Annotated in this window: 19 protein-coding genes; 11 read left to right on the top strand and 8 right to left on the bottom strand. The window is 59.2% G+C overall.

Annotated features, from left to right (window positions below):
- Window positions 1–45 precede the first annotated feature (45 nt).
- A complete protein-coding gene (locus DXD39_RS08660) occupies window positions 46–1,848 on the bottom strand; it encodes a C69 family dipeptidase (protein ID WP_158565508.1) in 1,803 nt (600 codons plus the stop codon).
- Window positions 1,849–2,258: 410 nt separating this feature from the next.
- Window positions 2,259–3,176: a diacylglycerol kinase family protein gene (locus tag DXD39_RS08655; RefSeq protein WP_117803825.1), complete on the bottom strand. Its 918-nt coding sequence runs from the start codon at window positions 3,174–3,176 to the stop codon at window positions 2,259–2,261.
- Between the two features lie 98 nt (window positions 3,177–3,274).
- On the opposite strand from DXD39_RS08655, the gene rnd reads away from it, so the two are divergent.
- The 9 genes from rnd (at window position 3,275) to DXD39_RS08610 (ending at window position 12,344) form a co-directional block, all read left to right on the top strand.
- Window positions 3,275–4,408 (top strand): ribonuclease D, encoded by a 1,134-nt coding sequence (gene rnd / locus DXD39_RS08650; RefSeq protein WP_117803824.1) that lies wholly within the window; start codon window positions 3,275–3,277, stop codon window positions 4,406–4,408.
- Between the two features lie 116 nt (window positions 4,409–4,524).
- A complete protein-coding gene (locus tag DXD39_RS08645; RefSeq protein ID WP_117803823.1) occupies window positions 4,525–5,229 on the top strand; it encodes a zinc metallopeptidase in 705 nt (234 codons plus the stop codon).
- 115 nt (window positions 5,230–5,344) lie between these two features.
- Entirely contained in the window at window positions 5,345–6,796 is a 1,452-nt protein-coding gene (gene xseA, locus DXD39_RS08640; RefSeq protein ID WP_369832150.1) for an exodeoxyribonuclease VII large subunit, read from the top strand.
- 42 nt (window positions 6,797–6,838) lie between these two features.
- Window positions 6,839–7,105: an exodeoxyribonuclease VII small subunit gene (gene xseB / locus DXD39_RS08635; RefSeq protein ID WP_006234311.1), complete on the top strand. Its 267-nt coding sequence runs from the start codon at window positions 6,839–6,841 to the stop codon at window positions 7,103–7,105.
- A 49-nt stretch (window positions 7,106–7,154) separates the two neighbouring features.
- A complete protein-coding gene (locus DXD39_RS08630; protein WP_117564389.1) occupies window positions 7,155–7,490 on the top strand; it encodes a histidine triad nucleotide-binding protein in 336 nt (111 codons plus the stop codon).
- 41 nt (window positions 7,491–7,531) lie between these two features.
- Entirely contained in the window at window positions 7,532–8,422 is an 891-nt protein-coding gene (locus DXD39_RS08625) for a LysR family transcriptional regulator (RefSeq protein ID WP_117735757.1), read from the top strand.
- A 119-nt stretch (window positions 8,423–8,541) separates the two neighbouring features.
- Entirely contained in the window at window positions 8,542–9,702 is a 1,161-nt protein-coding gene (locus DXD39_RS08620) for an MFS transporter (protein WP_117735756.1), read from the top strand.
- A 120-nt stretch (window positions 9,703–9,822) separates the two neighbouring features.
- On the top strand, window positions 9,823–11,001 hold the full coding sequence (locus DXD39_RS08615) for an acetate/propionate family kinase (protein WP_117583927.1): 1,179 nt from the start codon (window positions 9,823–9,825) through the stop codon (window positions 10,999–11,001).
- Between the two features lie 164 nt (window positions 11,002–11,165).
- Window positions 11,166–12,344, top strand: a complete 1,179-nt coding sequence (locus DXD39_RS08610) for an acetate/propionate family kinase (protein ID WP_117803822.1) — start codon at window positions 11,166–11,168, stop codon at window positions 12,342–12,344.
- A 360-nt stretch (window positions 12,345–12,704) separates the two neighbouring features.
- Here DXD39_RS08610 and pta read toward each other — a convergent pair whose 3' ends face one another.
- Window positions 12,705–13,685, bottom strand: coding sequence for a phosphate acetyltransferase (gene pta / locus DXD39_RS08605; protein ID WP_117564385.1), 981 nt, complete (start codon window positions 13,683–13,685; stop codon window positions 12,705–12,707).
- A gap of 231 nt (window positions 13,686–13,916) precedes the next feature.
- On the opposite strand from pta, the gene glf reads away from it, so the two are divergent.
- Window positions 13,917–15,119, top strand: coding sequence for a UDP-galactopyranose mutase (glf, locus tag DXD39_RS08600; protein WP_117583930.1), 1,203 nt, complete (start codon window positions 13,917–13,919; stop codon window positions 15,117–15,119).
- Window positions 15,112–16,143: a glycosyltransferase family 2 protein gene (locus DXD39_RS08595; RefSeq protein WP_117803821.1), complete on the top strand. Its 1,032-nt coding sequence runs from the start codon at window positions 15,112–15,114 to the stop codon at window positions 16,141–16,143. Before glf ends, DXD39_RS08595 begins: the two co-directional genes overlap by 8 nt.
- Before the next feature lie 372 nt (window positions 16,144–16,515).
- On the opposite strand, the gene DXD39_RS08590 is transcribed toward DXD39_RS08595, so the two are convergent.
- The 5 genes from DXD39_RS08590 to ppk1 form a co-directional block, all read right to left on the bottom strand.
- Window positions 16,516–17,517 carry a P1 family peptidase gene (locus tag DXD39_RS08590; RefSeq protein ID WP_117803820.1) on the bottom strand — a complete coding sequence of 334 codons (1,002 nt, stop codon included), beginning with the start codon at window positions 17,515–17,517 and terminating at the stop codon, window positions 16,516–16,518.
- 100 nt (window positions 17,518–17,617) lie between these two features.
- A complete protein-coding gene (locus DXD39_RS08585; protein ID WP_117564381.1) occupies window positions 17,618–18,199 on the bottom strand; it encodes a nucleoside triphosphate pyrophosphatase in 582 nt (193 codons plus the stop codon).
- Window positions 18,196–18,738, bottom strand: coding sequence for a DJ-1 family glyoxalase III (locus tag DXD39_RS08580; RefSeq protein WP_055287259.1), 543 nt, complete (start codon window positions 18,736–18,738; stop codon window positions 18,196–18,198). The genes DXD39_RS08585 and DXD39_RS08580 overlap by 4 nt, the downstream gene beginning before the upstream one ends.
- 106 nt (window positions 18,739–18,844) lie before the next feature.
- Window positions 18,845–20,173 (bottom strand): 23S rRNA (uracil(1939)-C(5))-methyltransferase RlmD, encoded by a 1,329-nt coding sequence (gene rlmD, locus DXD39_RS08575; RefSeq protein ID WP_117803819.1) that lies wholly within the window; start codon window positions 20,171–20,173, stop codon window positions 18,845–18,847.
- A 98-nt stretch (window positions 20,174–20,271) separates the two neighbouring features.
- The gene (gene ppk1 / locus DXD39_RS08570; protein WP_233541155.1) at window positions 20,272–22,674 is read right to left on the bottom strand and encodes a polyphosphate kinase 1; all 2,403 of its coding nucleotides are present in this window, start codon (window positions 22,672–22,674) and stop codon (window positions 20,272–20,274) included.
- Window positions 22,675–23,247: the final 573 nt, after the last annotated feature.

Below are 23,247 nucleotides of genomic sequence, written 5' to 3'. Positions count from 1 at the left end.
AGGCTGCCATGGCTGCCTTGTCCGCTCAGCTAAGACATGAGGGCCTTAGGCCTTCTTGCGACGATAGATCACGTAGACGCAGACACCGATGATGACGACGGCGCCAACGGCCATGGCGGCCATGTTGTTGCCCTCGGACTTCTCCTCGGTGACCTCTTTCTTTTCGGCCTCGGGCTCGGCCACGTCCTCATCGGAAAGGGCCTCGTCGGCGTAGGTGATGGACTCGACCAGGCAGTCGTTGTCAGCATCGTAGTCACTCGGGACGAACTCCTCGGAGAAATCGCCCTCCTGGAGGTAGTCGCGCATCTCCTCGAGCATGGCCTTGCACTTAACATAGGTGTTCTTGGTTGCAGCCTTGCCGGCCTTGTTGGCCAGGGCGGTGCGGGCTTCGGTGCCTTCTTCGGCCTGCATGGCCTCGTCGACGGTCAGGTTCTGCTCGATGAGTTCCTTCTGCAGGGCGTCGAGATAGGCGCGGACGCCGGCGGCGCAGTGGTCGCGGTTCTCATAGGCGAGCGTGTTGATGTCCATGAGGACGTAGTTGATGGAGTTCTTGGGCTCCTCGTTGTTCACGACGTCTTCCTCTTCGCAGTGATCGAAGGAGACATCCTGATCGCTGAAGTAGGGGCTGACCTCGGTGAGCAGTGCGGAATAGAGGGGGATGGCGACGGAGAACTCGGCGTTGGATAGCATCTCCCACTGGATGGTCGCGATCTCGGGGTCCATGCCGTGACGGATCTGGAAGGTGTGGATTTCGGTGTTGCGGTTGGAGCCGATGGCATAGGCGCCGTCGGTGTTGGCGTTGAGGCCGGCGACATTCTCGCCGCGAGCGGCGAAGGAACGAATCATCTCAAAGGTGTTCCAGTCGGACTTGCCGGGCGTAAAGAACAGCGGCTGCATTTCGTGGACCAGGGCGCCGGTCGTCGCGCGAGCGTCTTCGCGCTCGTCCTTGACGATCTCGTAGTCGGTGCCCTCGGCAAGCGGAGCCATGAAGTAATCGCGGCCCTGGATATAGCGCGACCACTGGTGCATGCCGGCCTCGCCAATCTCCTCGCCGTAGGTCTTGGCGACGTCGAACTTGCCGTCGGTGTACTCGGCAAAGCCCTTCTCCTTAGGCATAGACTCGATGCCCTCGGAGTGGAGGCAGTTCTCGGTGTCGTCGAGGTCGACGTCATAGGTGAGGTTGCCGATGTTGGGGTTGAGCGAGGCGATATCGTCAGTGAGCCTCATGGCGATCCACTGATGGCCGGAAAGCGCTGCAAACAACCAGGTCTCGTTGTTGTCGGCAATGATGATCTGGTCGTTGGAGCAGACGCCCTGCTCGTCAATCAGGCTGCCGAGGAGCTCGACACCCTCGCGGGCCGTGGCACTCTCGCCCAGAATGACGCTGGCGTAGTTGTATTCGCCAATGCCAGTCTCCTCGGTGATGGGGTCGGCCTCTTCGGCCTTCTCGTTATAGGAGGTGCTCAACGTGGCAGAGCAGGAGACGCCCTTCTCGTTGATGCCTGCCTCGGAATATGCGTCGTAGCGATCTTCCCACTGCGAGGGGTTGTCGCGAACGAAGGTGTAGCGGTAGGTTGCGCCCTTGGACTTGTACTCAAAACCGGACTCGACCGAGGTGTACTCGTTGCCGTCCTTGTGTGCGGGCTCAATGCCAAAGTGCTTGATGTAGCGCGGACCGAAGTCCTCGGAACGGCCGTAGTACGTGTTGCCGTCTGCCGTGAGCTTGCTGCCCATGTAGATCTGGGTGCAGGCGAGTGCCGAAGTCGGCATGGCCATGATAGCCGCTGCTCCAAACGCAAGGCCGCAGCCGAGCTTCTTGAGCGTGTTGACAGGATGAGTAAACCTCATAATCCCTCCCAACTGTTGAAACCCCGCGAAACCGTACGGAGTTTCAGCTAATAAATACATCTACTAGCCTAAAGGAAGTGTAAAGAGTATTCACTCGACAACAGCCTTTGCTCGATGAGCGTGAAGAAATATACGATGAACGGATAATAATACTCATTTTATGGCTTTAGTTAAATAAAGGCACCCTGCATTTACTGTAGCTGAATAAAGCATTAGACGGCGGTCAAAAAGAAAACTCTCCCGCTGTTTAGGATTTGCATAAACAGCGGGAGAGTCGATAACTGGATGAATATCATACCAATGTGGATTTACTTCTTTCGGCGGTGAATCACGTTGATGGCGTAACCGACGAGCATGGCCAAGACGATGACAATAAAGCCGATCAGGGGATTGTCGTTCACGGGGTCCTCCTATTTACCAAGTGGTGAGAATTCGTCGACGATGAGGTCGAGGCATTTCGGAAGTGCGCGGGCTCCAAAGACGCCCGAGTTGCTGGAGATGATCTCGCCATCGAACTGCATGCCCAGCGACGGGGTGCAGGTGATCTTGGCTTCTTTGGTCTGGATGATCTTGAACTGCGGACGGCCGAGCACCTTGCCGGCGGGGTCGAGTGCGGCGGTGATCACGGTCGGGAGGAGCTGTACGGTTTTGACGGGCTCGATGACCGCGATGTCGACCATGCCGTCGTTCATGCGACAGTCGGGGAACAGGTTGATGTCGTTTTGGATGACCGAGGTGTTGCCGGCCATACAGCAGATGCCATCGAGTTCCTCGACAATGCCGTCATGCTCAATCGTAAAGTGCGCCACCGTGGGGTTGGGCGTGGCGAGCGCGGATAGGAAGTAGGCGATCTCGCCGATATCGTTTTTGGTGGGGGCTGCCTTCATCATGATCTCGGCATCGTAGCCCGAGCCGGCGATGATGATGAAGCCGTGGCGCTTTTCGTTGCCGTTCTCGTCGAGCCAAAAGAGCTCACCCATATCCGCCTTGACGGTGCGGCCGACGCGGCAGGCCTTGGCGAGCGCCGCGGCCTCGGGGGCATTGCCGATGTTGTTGAAGAACAGGCAGGCCGTGCCGGAGGGGAAGACGAGCGTGGGGACGCCGCATCCGCGCATCTGGTCGAGCACGTTGGAGACGGTGCCGTCGCCGCCCGAAATTACCACGCGATCGAACTCGCGCACATCCGCCACGGCGTCCTCGGGCTCCATGCCATCGCCGATAAAGCGCATCACGACCTCGTCGCCGCCCTGTGCAAGGGCGTGCGTGAATGCGAAGATTTCATCTGAGCTGGGGCCCGATGCCGGGTTGTGGATGATAAGGCAGCGCATACTTACGTTCCCGTTCTGTGACTAACCGAGTATAGTTGTAAGGCAATGCCGATATCCTACCCGTGTTTTTCGGGCCTAACCTTATTCGATGGGTTGATATGTACATTTCCACACATCAGGCTCTACTCGACTTTTGCCAGCGCGCCCGTGAGTTTGACGCGATTGCCGTCGATACCGAGTTTTTGCGCGAGCGCACATTCCATCCGCGCCTGTGCCTGGTTCAGATTGCCACTCCTGCCGAGAGCGTCGCGGTCGATCCTCTAGTGATCGACGACCTATCGCCGCTGGCCGAGCTTATGGCCGACGAGAGCGTGACCAAGGTCTTCCACGCCTGCTCGCAGGATATGGAGGTCATGCTCCACACCGTGGGCGCGCTGCCGCGTCCGATTTTTGATACGCAGGTCGCCGCCGCCTTTTTGGGCGAGCGCCAGCAGATTTCCTACGGTGCGCTCGTGCAGACGTTCTGCGGTGTCTCATTGCCTAAGACCGAGTCGCTGACCGACTGGTCGCGCCGCCCGCTGACCGATAAGCAGATTGAGTACGCGATCGATGACGTCAAGTACCTGATTGTTGCCTATACCGAGATGATGAGCCGCCTGCGCGAGTTGGGCCGTGTGGACTGGGTACTCGACGAGTTGCGCCCGCTAGCCGACGAGTCGCACTACCGCGCCGACCGCCATGAGGCATTCCGCAAGGTCAAGCGCATCAACTCGTGCAGCCGCCATCAGCTGGGCATTGCGCGCGAGCTTGCCGCCTGGCGTGAGGACCGCGCCGAGCGGCGCAACATCCCGCGCAAGTGGGTCATGTCCGACGATACGCTGCTGGCCCTGGTTAAGCGCAACCCCGCGCGTGTTGAGGAGTTCCGCAGCATTCGCGGTACCGATCAGCTGGGGGAGCGCGACGTGGACGGCGCACTCATGGCCATCAAACGCGGTGCGAGCTGTCCGCACGATCGCCTGCCGCTTATGGTGCGCGGACATCGCCAGATTTCGCCGGAGCTGGAGAGCGTGACCGACCTTATGTATGCGCTTATTCGCCTGGTTGCCGAGCGCTCGGGTGTGGCGACCTCAGTCATTGCCTCGCGCGATGACCTGGCCGACTACATTGAGCATCCCGAGCAGAGCCGCCTGCGCGAAGGTTGGCGCTTTGAGCTTGTGGGCTCGCGCTTGGACGATTTGCTTTCCGGCAATATGGGACTCACCGTGAAGGACGGTAAAATCGAGCTTTTGTAATTACGCGGTTTTGCCAAACGATACAAACCGGTAGCGACAAAACATCGATGGTGTCTCATTGTCTGGGCGAGTGGGTAGAATGCCTCCAATGTGTAACTCGATTCGGAGGAATTTGCATGCCCTATTACTATGGATACGGCTTTGGCATCGACCCGCTGTACCTGCTGGTTGTCCTTGTTTGTACAGTGCTCGGTCTTGCCGCGCAGAGCTATATCAACTCGACGTACAAAACCTGGTCCAAGGTTCACTCGGACGGCGATACGGGTGCCACGGTCGCTCGCCGCATGCTCGATGCCAACGGTTGTAGCGCCGTGGGTATCAAGGGTGTCGCCGGTGAGCTCACCGACCATTACAACCCGCAGGATAACAACCTGTATCTCTCGGAAGCCAACCGCTCGGGCGGATCGGTCGCAAGCGTTGCCGTGGCCTGCCACGAGGCGGGCCATGCCGCCCAGCGTCAAAGTGGTTATGCCATGATGAAGGTACGCGCTGCTCTGGTCCCGGTCGTCAACTTTACCCAGAACACCTGGACGATCGTGTTGCTCTTGGGCCTGTTTATGAACATTGCCGGGCTCACAACCCTCGCGTTGGTCTTCTTCTCGTTTAGTGTGTTGTTCCAGTTGGTTACACTGCCGGTCGAGATCGATGCCAGCCGCCGCGCCGTGGCGTACATCGAGCAGTCGGGTATGAGTTCCAAGCAGGTCAACGGTGCCAAGAAGGTCCTGACGGCAGCCGCGCTTACCTATGTGGCTGCAGCGCTCACTTCGATCATTCAGCTGCTCTATCTTATGGCTCGCTACAACAGAAACTCCAACCGATAACAAATTGGCTTGACAGGCGCCGCGGAGATTTGTGTCCCCGCGGCGCTGTACTATGTGTTGGACTTGAATTTGCGCAGGGCCGGAGCCCTTGTGCACGATAACGAAAGGAGGCTGCGTGGCAGGCTGGAATCTGACCGGCAATGCCGTTTCCGCCGAGTTCGACGGTTCGGACGAGCAAGAGCGTAAGGAGCTCAGCGTGAGCCAGGCGGTAGAGATCGCCGCCGGTGCGCTCGATGCCATTCCGCAGCTGAGCGTTCTGGGCGAGGTCACGGGCTTCCGTGGCCCCAATGCCCGAAGCGGCCACTGCTACTTCCAGATTAAAGACGACTCGGCCGCCGTCGACTGCATCATCTGGAAGGGTGCCTATCTCAAGCGTACCTTCGATCTGCGTGACGGCATGCAGGTGAGCTTTAAGGGCAGCTTCAATCTCTACAAGCCTACGGGTCGCATGAGCTTCGTTGCCCGCTCGTTCTCGCTGGCGGGGGAGGGTCTGCTGCGTCAACAAGTGGCGCAACTGGCCGAAAAGCTACGCCGCGAGGGCCTGATGGACGAAGCGCGCAAGCGCCGCATTCCGGTGTTCTGCTCCCGCGTGGCGGTTGTCACCTCGCTTTCGGGTGCCGTAATCGACGACGTCAAGCGCACATTGCGTCGTCGCAACCCGCTCGTCGAGCTCGTCTGCGTGGGCGCCAAGGTTCAAGGCGAGGGTGCGCCGGCCGAGCTCATTGAGGGCCTGCGCCGCGCCGCTTCCATTGCGCCGGCGCCCGACTGTATTTTGCTGGTGCGCGGCGGCGGCTCCTTTGAGGACCTCATGACCTTTAACGACGAGGAGCTTGCCCGTGCGGTGGCAGCCTGTCCCGTGCCTGTGGTGACGGGCATTGGGCATGAGCCCGATACCTCGATCTGCGACATGGTGAGCGACCGTCGCGCCTCCACGCCAACGGCAGCGGCAGAATCGGTGGCGCCGGCTATGACGGAGTTGGCCGACGTGCTCGAGACGCGCCATCAGCGTCTGGGCGCCGCGATGGCTTCGATGATCGGGTCTGATCAGGTCGATCTGGAAATGCTCGACCAACGCGGCCGTCGTGCCTGGGACACCTATACGGCTCGCTTGGGTGATGCGCTCGATGCCGCTGCGTGTCGCCCGTGCCTCAACGACCCCACATTTATGGTCGAGCGTCGCGAATCGGAGCTTGCGCTGACTGCCGATCGCCTGTCGGGCGCCATAGTACGCTCGGTCGGGACATTCCGCTCCAACTTTGAGCGCTTGCCCGAGCGTCTGATTACAAGCACCTCGGGGCTCGGTGGTAAGCGCCATGCGCTCACGCTTGCGAGTTCCCGCCTAGAGCATCAAGGGCGCACGATGCTCAGCAAGCCAGCGTCCGACCTCAGCCGTGCGGCAGCGTCGCTCGATGCCCTGTCGCCGCTCAAAGTGCTTGCTCGCGGCTATTCCATCGCGTACAGCGATGATGGTGTGGCTACGAGTGCCAAGACCTTTAAGCCTGGCGACGCCATTCGCGTGCGCATGGCAGACGGCAACGTGGCAGCAACGGTCGATACGGTCGAGTAGACCGCGTTTCGCAGTGATAGACCCTTAGGAAAGGAAACAGATATGGCAGAGAAGACCCCGGTCGAGCAGCTTACGTACAAGCAGGCCTCGCAGGAGCTGGAGCTCATCATCCGCAGCCTGGAGTCGGGCGATATGGAGCTTGAGGAGTCGCTCGAGAGCTACACCCGCGGCGTCGAGCTCCTCAAAAGCCTGCGCACCCGCCTGTCCGATGCCGAGCAGAAGGTCTCGGTGCTCCTTAAGGACGTCGACGGCAACGACGTGCTCGCCGACGGCGAGGCCGCCAACACCGATGATAACCTTTCGTTCTAAGCATCTTGACCAAATATAATTACCTTGGTCTGTAAGAAAGGAACCAGCTATGTGCGATTGCATCTTCTGTAAAATTGCCAACCACGAGATCCCCTCGACCGTTGTCTATGAGGACGACCAGGTCATCGCCTTCGACGACCTCAACCCGCAGGCGCCGGTCCACACGCTCGTGATCCCTAAGAAGCACTACAGCGACATCGCCGACAACGTACCCGCCGAGACCATGGGCGCCATAGCTCACGCCATCCAGGAGGTCGCCAAGGCCAAGGGTCTGGAGGACGGTTTCCGCGTCATCTCCAACAAGGGCGTCAACGCCGGCCAGACCGTCATGCACTTCCACATGCACGTCCTCGGCGGCAAAAACCTGGGCGAGAACCTCATCTGAGGGCGCTTGGCCCGTCGACTTGGCTGCCTTTGGAGTAATCTATGCAGCTTTCTCAACTCGAATACCTTCAAGCGGTAGCGAACTATGGCGGCGTGCGCAAAGCAGCTCGCGCCGTTCATGTGAGTCCGCAGGCCGTTTCGTCGGCAATCAAAAAGCTGGAATCTGAGTATCAGATTGTTTTGCTCGACCGATCGGCGGGGGAGGCTGTTTTGTCTCCGGCGGGCAGAGAATTTGCGCGTCGTGCGCGCGTGATCCTGGCGCAAGTCGACGATCTCAAAAAGTACGCTCAATCGAGGGGCGACGGCGTTTCGCCCGATGGCCACTTTCGTCTTTACGCCCCCTGCCTTCATGGGCGGGGGCGCCTTTTTGCCGAAAGCTGGTATGACTCGTTTGAACGCTCGCACCCTCAGATTCACCTTGATGTGTGGCATCAGCCAACGGCCACATGCTTTGAATCACTTGTGCTTGGCATTTCGGATGCGGCTATCTCATTCGAGGAACCACGGGACAGCGTCCTTTCTTCAAAATATTTGGGTGAAAAGGAGCTCAAGGTTCTTTCATGCCCAGCGGGTCATCAATCTGTGGGAGCCATGACCATTCGCGAGTTACTGGGCGGCAGGCTCGCTGTTCCCATTAATTTGTCACCCTGTCTCAATGCAATCAATCAATGTCCCGAAGCCCAGCTCGTCAATTTTCGCTTCCGTGATGTTGAATACGGAAACAGGGCGCAGACTGAGTTTCTTCAAGCCGGGGGATTGATATTGAGTTTTTCTGGCTCTTCTCTCGCATCAGATGTATTGGAAGTGAGCGAGTGCTCCATTGAAGGTTCGCGTGACGTAGCCTTGCCCATCTACTTTTGCTATCGACAAAATGCCTGGACTGATCGACACCAGACGGTTTTTCTGCACCTATTGCGTCATCTTGCTTCGTGAGATTAATTGGCTTCGAGGCATCAAGTGATTATTGACGCCTTGTAACACATAGCTGACAGCTTTGCCCTCATGCTTTTCCAAGATTCCGATTTAGATTGCTGACTCTTGGAGGGTGGAGCATGAAAAACCGTACGGTCTTGCTTTATATGACGTTCGTTTTTCTGTCGAACTTCAGCACCATCTTGTATTTTCTAACTGTCTACCTTGAGTTCGTCGGACTTTCGATGGTATCGATTTCTAGCATGATGATTGCATATCAAGTGAGCAAGTTCATCCTTGAAGTTCCCACTGGCTATATTGCTGATAGGTTTGGACGAAAGACAAGCGGTCTCGTTGGCGTCGTGGGAATGCTTGGATACTACGCCGCCCTGCTTCTCGTCCGTTCTCCCCTGCTTTTAATCGGTGCGTTCGCTCTCAAGGGTTTTGCCGTTGCGTGTGTGAGCGGATCCATCGAAGCGATTTACATTGACAGCGTCTCTCAGGACCAGCTCGTAAGACTTAATGTCGTTGAGCGATTTGTTTTCTATGCCTCTTATGCCATCTCCGCTTGCGTGGGCGGTTTCATTTCGTCCGTCGGTGCATATCTCATTGGTCTTTCGGCAGATATCATCGCAATGGTGTTGACGTTGGTTGTCGTTGTCTGCATTCCTGAAATGCGAAGAGGGGGCACTGCGGCGACACCTGAGCGTGGAATGAGCCCGAAGATGATCGGTACCGCTATTGCGGGTAATGGCATTCTTCGTTCAGCGTTCATCATGGACTGTTCTCAGGCATTTGCTTTTGTCGCCCTGGAAGACTTTTTCTCACTGCTGCTTGCGGGTCGCGGAATGAATGCCGTCGCTTCGGGTGTGACCATTGCGGTCCAGCTCCTTGCCTCGGCCTCCATGGGACTTATTGTGCCCTGTGCGATTGCTCATGTCGACAAGGGCCGCTTTGCGCGTATTTGCGGCATCGTGCGCCTTTTCCTGACAGCTTTGTTTTTGATTCCCCTTACTCCGGCTAATTTGCTGCCCGTGTTCTATGTGCTGCAGACGGTTGCGTACTCGTTATTTGCTCCAATTAAATACTCAATTTTTCAAAAGGCAGCCGATTCTTCGATGCGCTGTTCACTGATTTCGGTTCAAAGCCAGATGGTGGCGGTGGGTGCCGTTCTTTTCTATCTGCTCAACGCTGTGTTGAGTAGCGTTGCGGGCATTCGAGTCGTATTGCTTGTCGCGCTCGGGATTTCTTCCCTTGTGTATATCCCCGCGCTATTTCGTCTTACACGCCAAAGGTCATGAGTATTTGGGCACCGATAACTTATATATCAACGCAATAAACCCGAGCGCGAGGGCGTTTGGGTTTATTATTGAAGCGTATGTAACCTGGCGGCGCCACACCGCCTGTTAGTAGGGAGACACATGAACGTTCTGGTCGTCAACGCAGGATCTTCGACCCTTAAGTATCAGGTCATCGATACCAAGTCCCACAAGGTGTCCGCAAAGGGCTCCTGCGAGCGCGTCTGCTTTACCGGCGGTACCTTCACCCACGCTGCCAACGGCTCCAAGAAGGTGACCGAGAACATCGAGTTCCCCGACCACAAGGTCGCCATCGAGGTCGTCCTGAAGGACCTCGAGGCCAACGGCGTCAAGATCGAGGGTATCGGCCACCGTATCGTTCAGGGCGGTTGGTACTTCGGTGATTCCTCCCTCGTCGACGAGGACGTCCTCGCCAAGATCCGCGAGGTCGCTCCGCTCGCCCCGCTGCACAATAACCCCGAGGCCAACGTTATCGAGTACTGCCTCGAGCAGTATCCCGACCTGCCCAACGTCACGGTCTATGACACCGCTTTCCACTTCAACATGCCCGAGGTTGCCAAGACTTACGCTCTGCCCAAGGATGTTTGCGACAAGCTGCACATCCGTAAGTACGGCGCCCACGGCACCAGCTACCGCTACATCTCCAAGAAGGTCGCCGAGATGACCAACGGCGGGGCCCGCAAGGTCGTCGTGTGCCATATCGGCTCCGGCGCTTCCCTGTGTGCTATCGAGGACGGCAAGTGCATGGACACCACCATGGGCTTGACGCCGCTCGACGGCGTCATGATGGGCACCCGCTGCGGCTCCATCGACCCGGCTACCGTGTGCTACCTGCAGCGCGAGGGCGGCTACACCTTCGACGAGGTCGACGAGATGATGAACAAGAAGTCCGGCCTTTTGGCTGTGACCGGCGGCAAGACCAACGACTGCCGCAACGTCGAGGAGCTCGCCGCCGCCGGTGACCCCGAGGCCCAGCTTGCCTTCGATATGTTCGTCTACAAGATTGCCGCCAAGGCTGCCGAGATGGCCACCTCCATGTGCGGTATGGACACCCTGGTCTTCACTGCCGGCATCGGTGAGCACGCTCCTGCCGTCCGCGCCGGCGTGGCCGACCGCCTGGCCTTTATGGGCGTCAAGATGGATCATGCCCGCAACGCCCTGCGTGGTGACGGCGCATGGTGCCTGTCTGCCAAGGATTCCAAGGTTAAGATTTTTGTTATCCCCACGGACGAGGAGTTCATGATCGCTTCCGACGTCGAGCGCATCGTCAACGGCAAGTAATTGCAAAAGGGGAGGGGCTGGACGACCGAGCGCCGTTCGGCCCCTCTTTTGTGCTCGTTGGGCGATATGCCTGATAGTTATTTATTAAGTTGTGATAACTTCTTATTAACATGCGGCCGCCTTAAGGGGTCTGCGCCGACCGTATCGCACTGCAAAGGAGTCTCATGAACGTACTTGTTGTCAACGCCGGTAGCTCAAGCCTTAAATATCAGCTTTTGGATACCGATACCCGCGAGGTTTTCGCCAAGGGCAACTGCGAACGTATCGGTTCGGACGTGGGCATCTTTGGCCACTCCGAGAACGGTGGCGCCAAGCAAACCGAGGAGGCCCCCTTCCCGGATCACCGTTCGGCTATCGCACGCGTGCTCGAAGAGCTCGAGAAGACCGACTTTACGATCGATGGCATCGGCCACCGTATCGTTCAGGGTGGCTGGTACTTCGATGATTCCGCGGTCGTCGACGATGAGGTCATGGCTAAGATCCTCGAGGTGGCACCGCTTGCCCCGCTACACAACTACGGCGAGGCAGCGGCAATCGAGTATTGTCGCGAGAAGTATCCGGAGCTGCCCAACGTGGCCGTCTTCGACACCTCGTTCCACATGACTATGCCCGAGGTCGCCTACACCTACGCCCTGCCCAAGGACGTGCGTGACAAGTATCACGTGCGCAAGTACGGCGCCCACGGCACAAGCCACCGCTATGAGTGGATGATGGCCAAGGAGATCCTGGGTTCGCGCTGCCACCGTCTGCTTTCGTGTCATCTGGGCAACGGCGCTTCGCTCGCCGCCATTGAGGACGGCGTCTGCCGCGACACCACGATGGGCTTAACTCCGCTCGACGGCCTGATGATGGGCACCCGTTGTGGTTCCATAGACCCGGCTACCGTGTGCTACCTGCAGCGCGAGGGCGGCTACAGCTACCAGGAAGTCGATGACATGATGAACAAGCAGTCTGGTCTGCTTGCCATTTCGGGCATCTCCAACGACGCCCGCGACATCCGTACGCGCGCCTCCGAGGGCGACGAGCGCTGCCTGCTTGCCTTCGATATGTTCGCCTACAAGGCCATGCAGCAGGCCGGCTCCATGATCGCTTCAATGGCGGGCGTGGACACCATTACCTTTACCGCCGGCATTGGCGAGAACGACTGGTCGATCCGCAAGGCTTTCTGCGACTGCTTCGAGTGGCTGGGCGTGCGCATCGACAACAACAAGAACCGCGAGGCCGTGGGTAACGGCCCGCAGGTCATCAGCGCCGCCGGTTCCGCCGTCACGGTCATGGTCATCCCCACCGACGAGGAATACATGATCGCCCACGACGTTGAGCGTCTGACCAAGAACAACTAGCGCTCATTTGCAATTAAACGAAAGGCCTCCAGAGCAAACGGCTTCGGAGGCCTTTTTGTTGTCAGGGGGACGGCGGCCGCACTCCGCCTTTCGGATCCAAAGTGATCGATCCCAAACGCATGTGCTCTCAACAACGGGACCCATTCATTCAGATCCTCAGCCCCAGCTCGTAGCCAAGCCGCCGTCCACTCCAGATTCCTTAGCTGCCACGTAGCGGCAGGGACCCTACAGGGTAAAGCTCTGAAACATTCCGCAGGACGGAGGAAGCCCCCGCCGCACGTAGTGCACAGCGGGGGCTTCCGACATGTCCGAGGACGTTTTCAGAGCTTTACCCTGTAGGGTCCCGAGGGGATACGTCCGCTACTCAGCCATCTGAGCCTGGACGGCGGTGATGGCCACGACACCCACGATGTCGTCGGCAGAGCAGCCGCGCGACAGGTCGTTGACCGGCTTGGCGATGCCCTGCAGGATGGGGCCGTAGGCGTCGGCGCCGGCGAAGCGCTGGACCAGCTTGTAGCCGATGTTGCCGGCCTCGAGGTCGGGGAACACGAGCACGTTGGCCTTGCCGGCGACAGAGGAGCCGGGAGCCTTGAGCTGGGCGACGGTGGGGACGATAGCGGCATCGAGCTGCAGGTCGCCGTCGATGGCGAGCTCGGGTGCCTTCTCCTTGCAGAACTTCACGGCCTCTTGGACCTTCTTGGCGACCTCGCCGCCAGCGGAGCCCATGGTGGAGTAGGAGAGCATGGCCACGTGCGGCTCGACGCTGCCCATAAAGGTGGACCAGGAGTGAGCGGAGGCGATGGCGATCTCGGATAGCTCGTCGGAGGACGGGTTGATGTTGAGGCCGCAGTCGGCGAAGATCAGCGTACCGTCGGTGCCGAACTGCGGGGTGTCGGTGCACATCACGAAGAAGGCCGAGACCAGCTTGGTACCCGGGGCGGTCTTAAGGATCTGCAGCGCGGGGCGCAGGGTGTCGGCGGTGGAGTGGCAGGCGCCGGAGACCAGGCCGTCGGCGTCACCCATCTTGACCATCATGGTGCCAAAGTAGGTGGCGTCCATCACCTGGGCGCGAGCCTGCTCGATGGTGACGCCCTTCTTGGCGCGGAGCTCGGCAAACTTCTGCGCGTACTCCTCGTGCTTCTCGGCATTGCGCGGATCGATGACGGTGGCGCCGGGAACGTTGATCTCATCGGGGTTGCCCAGGATGACGAGTTTTGCCAGGCCCTCCTCGATGATCTTGGTGGCCGCGACGATGGTGCGCGGATCCTCGCCCTCGGGCAGGACGATCGTCTTAAGGTCGGCCTTGGCGGCAGACTTCATACGGTTCAGGAAATCGCTCATGTTACTCCTTACAAGCGTTTCACTAAGCTCCAGGCGCCCGGCTGTTCACGAATAAACCCGCTGCTAGCGGGTTTACCTTTCAAATTTGTACGCCGCGGTGCTTGAGCTTTCCTTGTGTGGCAAGCTCATTATAGGACGCATTAGCGCTATAATCGATCTGATAAATATGTCTCGAAGAATGTTCGAGAAAAGCCCAGCTAACGAGCCCGTGGCTTTTGACAAGGAGTATCGATGCAGATTACCTCAGGCCTGCCTGAAGGCTTTAACGCCGGCGCGTACGACATGATTGTCGTCGGTGCTGGATATGCCGGTGCCGTTTGCGCCCGCCGTCTTGCCGAGACCATCGGCTATCGTGTTGCCGTTTTGGAGCGCCGTAGCCACATTGCGGGCAATGCCTATGACTGCACTGACGAGGCCGGAATCCTGATCCACGAGTACGGTCCGCATATCTATCACACCTTTAACGAGCGCGTGCATAATTTCCTGTCGCGCTTTACCAAGTGGACGGATTATCAGCACAAGGTGCTCGCCAACATCAACGGTACCCTTATGCCCGTGCCCTTCAACCATGCGAGTCTCAAGCTCGCCTTTGGTGATGAGCGCGGCGAGGAGCTGTATCAGAAGCTCGTGGAGACCTTTGGCAAGGATGTCAAAGTGCCCATCATGGAGCTGCGTAAGAAGAACGACCCCGACTTGGCCGAGGTCGCCGATTACGTCTACGAGAACGTCTTTTTGCATTACACCATGAAGCAGTGGGGCCAGACGCCCGACCAGATCGATCCCTCGATCACCGGCCGCGTTCCCGTCTTTGTGGGCGACGATGACCGCTACTTCCCGCAGGCCCCCTTCCAGGGTATGCCGCAGGATGGCTACACGGCGCTGTTTGAGCACATGCTCGACCACGACCTGATTGATGTGTTCTGCGACGTGGATGCTCGCGATCTCTTCGAGATCGACGAGACCACCGTCAAGGTCGACGGCAAGGTCTACGGCGGCGAGATCGTCTATACCGGTCCGCTCGATGAGCTGTTCAACCTCGACCTGGGCGCGCTGCCGTACCGCACGCTCGACATGAAGTTCGAGACGCTCGATATGGATCAGTTCCAGCCCGTGGGCACCGTCAACTACACCACGAGCGAGGACTACACCCGCATTACCGAGTTCAAGAACATGACTGGTCAGGTCCTGCCCGGCAAGACCACCATCATGAAGGAGTACTCCAAGGCCTATACGCCCGGCTCGGGCGAGACGCCGTATTACGCCATTCTTGAGCCCGAGAACCGTGAGCTCTATGAGCGCTATCTTGAGCGCGTCCAGAACCTGACAAACTTCCACCCGGTGGGTCGTCTGGCCGAGTATCGTTACTACGATATGGATGCCGTGACCAATTCCGCCCTCGATCTTTCGGATGAGATTATCGCCTGCCATGCATAAAGTCATAACATTCGGTATTCCCTCGTATAACGCCGCCAAGGACATGGACCATTGCATCACCTCCATCTTGGAGGGGAGCAATTACGCCACCGATATCGAGATTATCGTGGTGGACGACGGCTCCAAGGACGAGACGGCCGCCAAGGCCGACGAGTGGGAGGCCCGTTATCCTGGAATCATCCGCGCGGTGCACCAGGAGAATGGCGGCCACGGTATTGCCGTCCTTTCGGGTCTGCGCGAGGCGCAGGGCACCTACTACAAGGTCGTCGACTCGGACGACTGGCTTGACGGCGCTGCCCTTTCGACCATGCTGTCGATTCTGCGCGGCTTTGAAGAGCGCGACCAGCGCGTTGACCTGTTTATCTCGAACTACGTGTACGAGAAGGTTTACGAGGGTACGCATACGGCCATTGGTTACAAGTTTGCCCTGCCTCGAAAAAAGATCTTTACCTGGGACCAGATCGGCCATTTCCGTTTGGACCAGAATCTGCTCATGCACAGCCTGTGCTATCGCACGGATGTGCTGCGCGAGTCCAACCTGCCCATGCCGCCGCACACGTTCTATGTGGACAACATCTACGCCTACGTGCCGCTGCCGCGTTGCAAGACCATGTACTACGCCGACATCGACCTCTATCGCTACTTTATCGGTCGCGAGGGCCAGAGCGTCAACGAGGCCACGATGGTCAAGCGCCTGGACCAGCAGTTCCGTGTGACGCGCATCATGATGGAGTCGTTCCACCTGTACAGCGATGTTGAGTCGTCGCGTCTGCGCTCGTACATGATGGGTTATTTCACTATGATGATGGCGATCTGCTCGGTGCTCACCAAGCTTTCCGACGAGGATTGCGCCGACGAGCGCCTGAAGACGCTGTGGGCGGACCTGAAGGCCTACGATGAGCGCATGTATCGTCGTGCTCGCTACGGCGTGGTCGGCTTCTTCACCAACCTCCGCGGTCGCGCCGGAGACAAAACCACACTCGGCCTATACCGTCTTGCCTCAAAGATCTTCAAATTCAACTAGCTGCTGAGTAATCGCTGCTGATAGGTTGACTGGGCCCCTTGGCCTTTAGTTTGCTACTGCGAACAGTCCTGCTCGCACGGAAAGCACATTAAGTGCTTTCCGGCTCGTGCGGAACTTGTAGCAAACTAAAGGCCAAGGGGCCTCTGCTATAAGAATCGATTGTCAGGTTATTTGAATTTGAAGATCTTAGACGCGCGGTACACAGGGGTCTGAGCTGAAAAGATTTTGGTTGGTAGGTTGCCCGGTGGGTCTTGGTTATGTTTGTCGCGAGTTCCGCACGAGCCGAAGAGCATTTAATGTGCTCTTCGTGCGAGCCAGGACTGTAGAGCAGCAAATATAACCAAGACCCACCGGGCAACCGGACGAGCTAGTTTACTTCGCGGCGCCGGGGATGCCGTGGGAGGTTTTGGCGGTTTTGGCTCCGTTTACGATGGCGGTTTGCAAAGCCCTTACGGCGAGCATGCCCAGCAGGTCTAGGGGAACGGCGGCGCTTGCCTGGGCGCCCAGTTTGCCGCTGGCGAGGGTGTAGATGGTGTCGCCATCGTTGGTGGTGTGCGTGGGACGGATGGCGTGTGCGTAGGCGTCTGCGGCCATCTGAGAGACCTTGGTGGCTTGTGCCTTAGTGAGTTCCACGTTGGTGACGATGCAGCTGATGGTGGTGTTGGTGCGGTCGAGCGGCATCTGCATGGATCCGGCGGCGGCAAAGGCTGCGAGTTCCATGTCGACGATCTGGTCGCTATCGGCTGCGGCACGCATACCGGCGACCCACTCGCCGGTGAAGGGGTCGACAACGTTGCCGCAGGCGTTGACCGAGACCACGGCGCCCACCTTGATGGGGTCGAGCGCCACGGCGGCAGCGCCAAGGCCGGCCTTCATGCAGGTGGCGGGGCCCATGAGCTTACCCACGGTAGCGCCCGTGCCGGCGCCTACGTTGCCCTGTTCGAGCTTGGTGGGGGTGTGGTCGAGCGCCTCGCGCACGGCGGCGATGCCGGCCTCAATGTCGGGGCGAACGGTGGGGTCGCCAAAGGCAAGGTCGAAGATACAGCTGGAGCACACGATGGGCACCTGCGTGGGGCCGACGGGCAGACCAATGCCGCGGCTCTCGAGTTCGCGGGCCACGCCGCTTGCAGCCTCGAGGCCAAAGGCCGATCCGCCCGAAAGGCAGACGGCGTGGACCTTATCGACGGTGTTTTCGGGACGCAGCAGGTCGGTCTCACGCGAAGCGGGGGCGCCACCACGTACGTCAACGCCACCGGTGGCACCCTCGGGCGCCACGATTACGGTGCAGCCGGTGCCAGCCTCCTCGTCCGTATAGTTGCCAAAGCAAAAGCCATCGACATTGCAAACATCGATGGCTTCGAGCAGTGTGTCCATGTGTTCTCCTATCGGTTTTCCGCCGGGCCTTATGCCCGGTCGGGATCCGTACGGTACGGCAAAATTGTAGGCGCTGGGGGATACCCAGCGCCAGATGCAATTACGAGAGTTTTTGAATCGCGCGTGCGACGCGAGCGATGGGCAAGCCCACCACGTTGTAGAAGTCACCCGAAATATCGTGCACAAGCATGCGGCCGCCTGTGCCTTGGATGCCGTAGGCCCCGGCCTTGTCCATGGGTTCGCCGGAGGCAACATAGCGCTCGATCTGCTCTTCGGTAAGCTCATAGAACGTCACGTCGGTCACATCGACAAACGACAGGCTCTCGGCGGCATGCGGAGCTGTAGCGTCGCCGGCTTTAACGATGCAGACGCCGGTTGCGACCTGGTGCGTGCGGCCCGAAAGCTCGCGGAGCATGGTGCGCGCCTCGTCCCCGTCTGCCGGCTTGCCCAAAATTTGGCCGTCAAAGGTGACAATAGTATCGGCCGCGACGGTCAGTTCGTTGGGCTCGGCATGCTCGGCGGCAACGGCGGCGGCTTTGGCACGCGCCAAGCGCTCGACGAGTGTAAGCGGAGCTTCGCCATCAAAAGGCGTTTCGTCGATATCTGCGGGAATCACGCGAATGTCATAGCCCGCCTCGCGCATCAACTCGATGCGGCGCGGTGATTGCGAAGCCAAAATCATAGCTGAATGCCCTCGGCGACCTTCTCGACGGCCTTGTCGCCGGCGAGCGTGCGCAGCAGCTCAAGCGCAAAGGGGAGCGACTGGGCCATGCCGCTGGCGGTGATGATGTTGCCGTCTTGCGTAACCTTCTCGCCGGTATAGGCGCCTTCGGGGAAGCTTTTCTCAAAGCCAGGGAAGCACGTGGCGTGGCGCCCCTCGAGTAGGTCGAGCTCGCCCAGGATAAACGGGGCGGCGCAGATGGCGGCAACGTGCTTGGTCGCGGCGAACTCGCAGACCACGTCGCAGACGCGCTGATCGGCACGCAGGTTGGTGGCACCGGGCAAGCCGCCGGGCAGCACGACGCAGTCGTACTCGTCAAAGTTGATCTCATCAAAGAGCGCATCGCAGGTCACGGGGATCTGCAGCGAGCTTACGACCTCACGTGTGGGCATAATCGAGACGAGCGTGGCACGCACACCGCCGCGACGCATGACATCGACCATGGTCAAGCATTCAATAGTTTCAAAGCCATCGGCGGCGAGAACGGCAACGCTGGGCATGAGGGTTCCTTTCATAGGCGGCATACAATTAGCCGTCTTATACCCCGAAGACCTCCGCTTGCCACGCTCGATTTCTCAATGATTTATCTGAGCAATGATTGAGTGACTAGTTGCGCCTAAGGTGGACGACGGTCTCGCAGTGGAAGGTTTGCGGGAACAGGTCGACTGGCGTGATCTTGACGGGGGAGAAGGTGCCTTCTTCGACAAAGCGTTTGAGATCGCGCGCCAGGGTGGCCGGGTCGCAGCTCACGTAGGCGACATCGCGAGCACTCGTGCTGGCGATAAGGTCGATCGCCTCGGGGGCGAGGCCTGCGCGCGGCGGGTCGACCACCAAGACGTCGGCATCCTGGTCGGGGAACTCGCGCACCGCGTCTCCGCCAATGACGTCGACGTTATCAAGCTTGTTGATCTCCAGGTTACGGCGCAGGTCGCGCACGGCCGGGCCGTAGGCCTCGACGGCGGCGACGAAGTCGCAGCGGCGGGCGAGCGGCAGGGTAAAGGTTCCGGCGCCGCAGTACAGGTCCACGGCAAGCTCGTGCTCTTGCGGGTCGAGCGCCGCCATAACGAGCTCAATCAAAATTTCGGCACCCTTGGTGTTGACCTGGAAAAACGACGGGGCAGACAAGCGCATCTGGCCATCGGCGATGTTCTCGGTCCAGGAGCCCTCGCCGGCGAGCATCTCAACCTTGGAGACGCGACGGGCCTTCTTTTCGCCCTTGCTCATCACACGCACGATGCTCGTGGGATGAGCGGCGTCCGCCAGCACGCGGGAGACTTGCGAGCGCGGAAAAGAGCCTGTGGGCGTCCAGAGTGCAACCTCGAGCGCCTTGGTGCGGCGCGATGCGCGAATGCCCACGCGTTCGAGCCCCAAGTCATGGCTGCCGCTTAGATAGTTGAGTGCGCCGACGACCGATTTGAGCGCCTTCGGGAAGCGCTTATCGAACAGCGGGCACGCATCGACGGTCACGATTTTGCTGGGGTCGACACCGTGCATGCCAAGGCGCACGCGACCGTTGACGACGGTCGGTTCGAGCTCGATTTTATTGCGGTAGCCCCAGTCGTCCTTGGTGTGGCAGATGGGCTGTACCAACTTATCGACCTGCTCAGGAGCGAACTTGCCGATGCGCTCGAGCGTGGAGCGCAGGTTTTGCTCCTTGGCGGCAAGCTGTGCCGTGCGTGAGAGATTGCCCCACGAACAACCGCCGCAGATGCCAACGAAGGGGCAGGGGGGCTGAATGCGATCGGGGCTCGGCTCCAGAATCTCGGTCGTGCGGGCGCGCATGAACGACTTGCCGTCCTGTACGACCTCGGCCTCGACGGTGTCGCCTGCCACGGCGCCCTGCACAAAGACGGCCTTGCCGTTGTCGGCGTGCGCCAGCCCATCGGCGCCGTAGGTCATCGATTCTATAGTGAGCTTCATATCCCTGCCTGTCATTCGTGTTGTTGTTCGCACCATGGTAGCAGGGAAAAGCGCCCCGCATCCGAGGCTTTCCTCAAATGCGGGGCGCTTCTACAAACTGCTTCTACAAACGACTATTTCGTCTTGCCGGTAATGAGCGTCTTAAGACCCAGGCCGATCAGGCCCAGGCCCATGCGCACACGACCGGGGCGATGGCGCTCGATGGCCTTGGTCTTGCCGGCGGGCTTATCGCGACGGGCGCTCGTCTCGGGTGCGGGCTTGGTGACCTGCGGCTCGGGCTGAGGTACAGGTGCGGGCTCGGGCTCAATGACGGTCGCCTGGACCTTCTGAACCTCGGGCGTGGCCGGCTGCGGCTCAGGAGAAGGGGCGGGCTTTGCCTCAATGACGGGCTCGGGCGCGGCCTCGGCGTTGCGGTAGGCACGCTCCAGCAGGGCTTCCTGCGAGTTGAAGGGTTTCTCACCCCCTGTACGCTCCACGGGAACCCAGGTGCCGTCACTTGTCAGGCTGCGGGCTTTCACGTTGTCGCGCAGCTGCATACCCATGTACTCGTGCACCAGGGCGCGGCAGGTGGGGTCGAGCACGGGGAAGGCGATCTCCACGCGGTGCTCGGTGTTGCGCGTCATCATGTCGGCCGAGCTCAGGTAAATCATGTCCGAGTCCACGCCGAAAGCGTAAACACGGGCATGCTCCAAAAAGCGTCCGACGATAGAACGGACATGCACGTTCTCGGTCTTGCCAGGAACTCCCGGCTTGAGGCACGAGATGCCGCGGATGATCATGTCCACGCGGACTCCTGCGCACGATGCCTCGGCGATCTTGTCGATGACCTCGCGGTCGGTGAGCGAGTTGAGCTTAAAGAACACGCGGGCGGGCTCGCCAGCGAGGGCGCGCTGGATCTCGCGGTCCAGGCCGCGCATGATGAGCGGCTTGAGACCGACCGGCGCCACGCCCAGGAAGCGGTAATCGCCGCGCAGATTGCCCAGCGACAGGTTGCGGAAGAACAGGTTGGCGTCCTCGCCGATACCGGGGTGGGCGGTCATGAGCATAAAGTCGCTGTAGAGTTTGGCCGTCTTCTCGTTAAAGTTGCCGGTGCCCAGCAGCGTTAGGCGCGTTAGCGCCATGCCCTCGCGATAGGTGAGCTGGCAGATCTTGGAGTGGCACTTAAAGCCCTCGGAGCCGTAGATGACGGTGCAGCCGGCCTCTTCCAGGCGCTCGGCCCACTCGATGTTGTTCTGCTCGTCAAAGCGCGCGCGGAGCTCCATGAGCACCGTGACCTCTTTGCCGTTCTCGGCGGCATCGATCAGCGACTCGCACAGGCGGCTCTGCTTGGCCACGCGGTAGAGCGTGATGCGCAGCGAGATGCACTCGGGGTCGTAGGCTGCTTCGTGCACCAGGTCCAAGAACGGATTCATGGCCTCGTAAGGGTAAAAGAGCAGCTTGTCGTGCTGCAGCACCTGCTCGCGGATGGAACGGGACATGTCGATGGTGGGGTTGGGCTGCGGCTTAAACGGCGTAAAGAGGAGCTCGTTGCGTAGATGCTCGGGAATCTTGCCCTCAATGCCGAAGACGTAGCCCAGGTCGAGCGGGATATCGCAGGTAAAGACCGAGCGGCGAGAAAGCTCGAGCGCCTTGCGGATGGTCTTGAGCGTCGCCTTCTCGAGCGACCCCGAGACCGCGAGCACCACCGGCTGCAGGCGCAAGCGTTTCTTGAGGATGCGCTTCATGTGCTGACGGTAATCCTCTTCCTCCTCGACGCCCTCGCCGTCCGGGTCGATGTCGGCGTTGCGGGTGACGCGGATGAGCGCGCGGTCGAGCGGCTTATAGGAGCCAAAGCAGCTGTCCAGGCAGGCGAGGATGACGTCCTCGAGCAAGATGTAGGAGTAGGTGCCGGTGGGCGAGGGGATCTCGACCACGCGGTTCATCGAGGTGGGAATCTCGATAAGGCCCAGCAGACTCTCCTCGTCGGTGACGCCGTCCAGGCCGCAGGCCAGGTAGAGTGCGCCGTTGCGCAGGTTGGGGAAGGGGTGGCGCGGGTCAATCACCAGCGGTGAGATGACCGGCGACACGTAGGCCTGGAAGTAACGGGTTACAAAGGTGCGCTCCTCGGGCGTAAGCGAATCGATGCGGGCGCGGTGAACGCCCAGGGTGTCGAGCTTGCCCTCGATGCTCTTAAAGATGGACTCCCATCGGGTAAGGAGCCCGGGCATTTCGGCCATGACAGCATCGACCTGTTCGGAGGCGGTCATATTGCTCTTGTTGTCGACAGGCTGTTTTTTGAGCTCTGCCAGATCGGACAGGCCGCCCACGCGCACCATGAGAAACTCATCGAGGTTAGACTCGAAAATCGACACGAACTTTAGCCGCTCGAACAGCGGAACGGTCTCGTCGAAGGCTTCGTCAAGCACACGGTTGTCAAAGCGCAGCCAGCTGAGCTCTCGGTTCTGCGTGTACGAGAAGTCGCGCGGCGGCTTACGCAGCTTTGCAGCGGCTTGCTTTTTTTCGATTTTGCTCGGCATATGCATCTGTCCGTTCAGTCCCCGTGGGGGACGGTTGCCTAACACTATTCACTATTGTCTCAATTTAGTCGACCTATGGCACGGACGTATCGCGTGAACGGTATCTTTACCTACTTCTTACGCTGACAAGCCATAGAGCTGACGCCCTTCGCGTTGTGAAAAACGGTCTATATTCTCACTCAACTGATAAGGATGCGTGAATAAGAATGATGGCAAGCTGAATATCATTGAATTCGGTCCAAAACGTGGGCTAGCTTCATTTATATACATAAAACCGTTTTACCTATGCAATTCTGAATCATGGATTTATAGATGCGATGGGGGATAATTTATAGGAAAAAGAGCGTTTACCTTTGAAAAGGTACTTTAGAGCGCCGAAGTGCATCATGGGGGAATCACATGCGATATACCGTTCATCGCACTTTGTTGACCGTTCGGGGGTGAGGTGGAATTGCGGGTGGAATTTGGATATAACTAGAGCTGTCAGCAAGCAGCGCCCGTTACGGAAGGGCGCTGATAGATTCGGCCGAGAGGCCCGAAAGAAAGGTAGGAGGCCATGACGAAAGGTCTGCA

It is taken from the genome of Collinsella sp. TM04-29 (assembly GCF_003466565.1).
Lineage (GTDB): Bacteria > Actinomycetota > Coriobacteriia > Coriobacteriales > Coriobacteriaceae > Collinsella.
The sequence above is the reverse complement of the archived record's forward strand: the minus strand, read 5'-3'. Positions and strand labels throughout refer to the sequence as shown.

Coding starts and splice junctions, on each gene's coding strand:
- DXD39_RS08585 (WP_117564381.1), bottom strand. CDS start 18,199: ATGATTTTGGCTTCGCAATCACCGCGCCGCATCGAGTTGATGCGCGAG.
- glf (WP_117583930.1), top strand. CDS start 13,917: ATGCAGATTACCTCAGGCCTGCCTGAAGGCTTTAACGCCGGCGCGTAC.
- DXD39_RS08625 (WP_117735757.1), top strand. CDS start 7,532: ATGCAGCTTTCTCAACTCGAATACCTTCAAGCGGTAGCGAACTATGGC.
- rnd (WP_117803824.1), top strand. CDS start 3,275: ATGTACATTTCCACACATCAGGCTCTACTCGACTTTTGCCAGCGCGCC.
- DXD39_RS08580 (WP_055287259.1), bottom strand. CDS start 18,738: ATGCCCAGCGTTGCCGTTCTCGCCGCCGATGGCTTTGAAACTATTGAA.
- DXD39_RS08595 (WP_117803821.1), top strand. CDS start 15,112: ATGCATAAAGTCATAACATTCGGTATTCCCTCGTATAACGCCGCCAAG.
- DXD39_RS08655 (WP_117803825.1), bottom strand. CDS start 3,176: ATGCGCTGCCTTATCATCCACAACCCGGCATCGGGCCCCAGCTCAGAT.
- rlmD (WP_117803819.1), bottom strand. CDS start 20,173: ATGACAGGCAGGGATATGAAGCTCACTATAGAATCGATGACCTACGGC.
- ppk1 (WP_233541155.1), bottom strand. CDS start 22,674: ATGCCGAGCAAAATCGAAAAAAAGCAAGCCGCTGCAAAGCTGCGTAAG.
- pta (WP_117564385.1), bottom strand. CDS start 13,685: ATGAGCGATTTCCTGAACCGTATGAAGTCTGCCGCCAAGGCCGACCTT.
- DXD39_RS08620 (WP_117735756.1), top strand. CDS start 8,542: ATGAAAAACCGTACGGTCTTGCTTTATATGACGTTCGTTTTTCTGTCG.
- DXD39_RS08615 (WP_117583927.1), top strand. CDS start 9,823: ATGAACGTTCTGGTCGTCAACGCAGGATCTTCGACCCTTAAGTATCAG.
- xseB (WP_006234311.1), top strand. CDS start 6,839: ATGGCAGAGAAGACCCCGGTCGAGCAGCTTACGTACAAGCAGGCCTCG.
- DXD39_RS08660 (WP_158565508.1), bottom strand. CDS start 1,848: ATGAGGTTTACTCATCCTGTCAACACGCTCAAGAAGCTCGGCTGCGGC.
- DXD39_RS08610 (WP_117803822.1), top strand. CDS start 11,166: ATGAACGTACTTGTTGTCAACGCCGGTAGCTCAAGCCTTAAATATCAG.
- DXD39_RS08645 (WP_117803823.1), top strand. CDS start 4,525: ATGCCCTATTACTATGGATACGGCTTTGGCATCGACCCGCTGTACCTG.
- DXD39_RS08590 (WP_117803820.1), bottom strand. CDS start 17,517: ATGGACACACTGCTCGAAGCCATCGATGTTTGCAATGTCGATGGCTTT.
- DXD39_RS08630 (WP_117564389.1), top strand. CDS start 7,155: ATGTGCGATTGCATCTTCTGTAAAATTGCCAACCACGAGATCCCCTCG.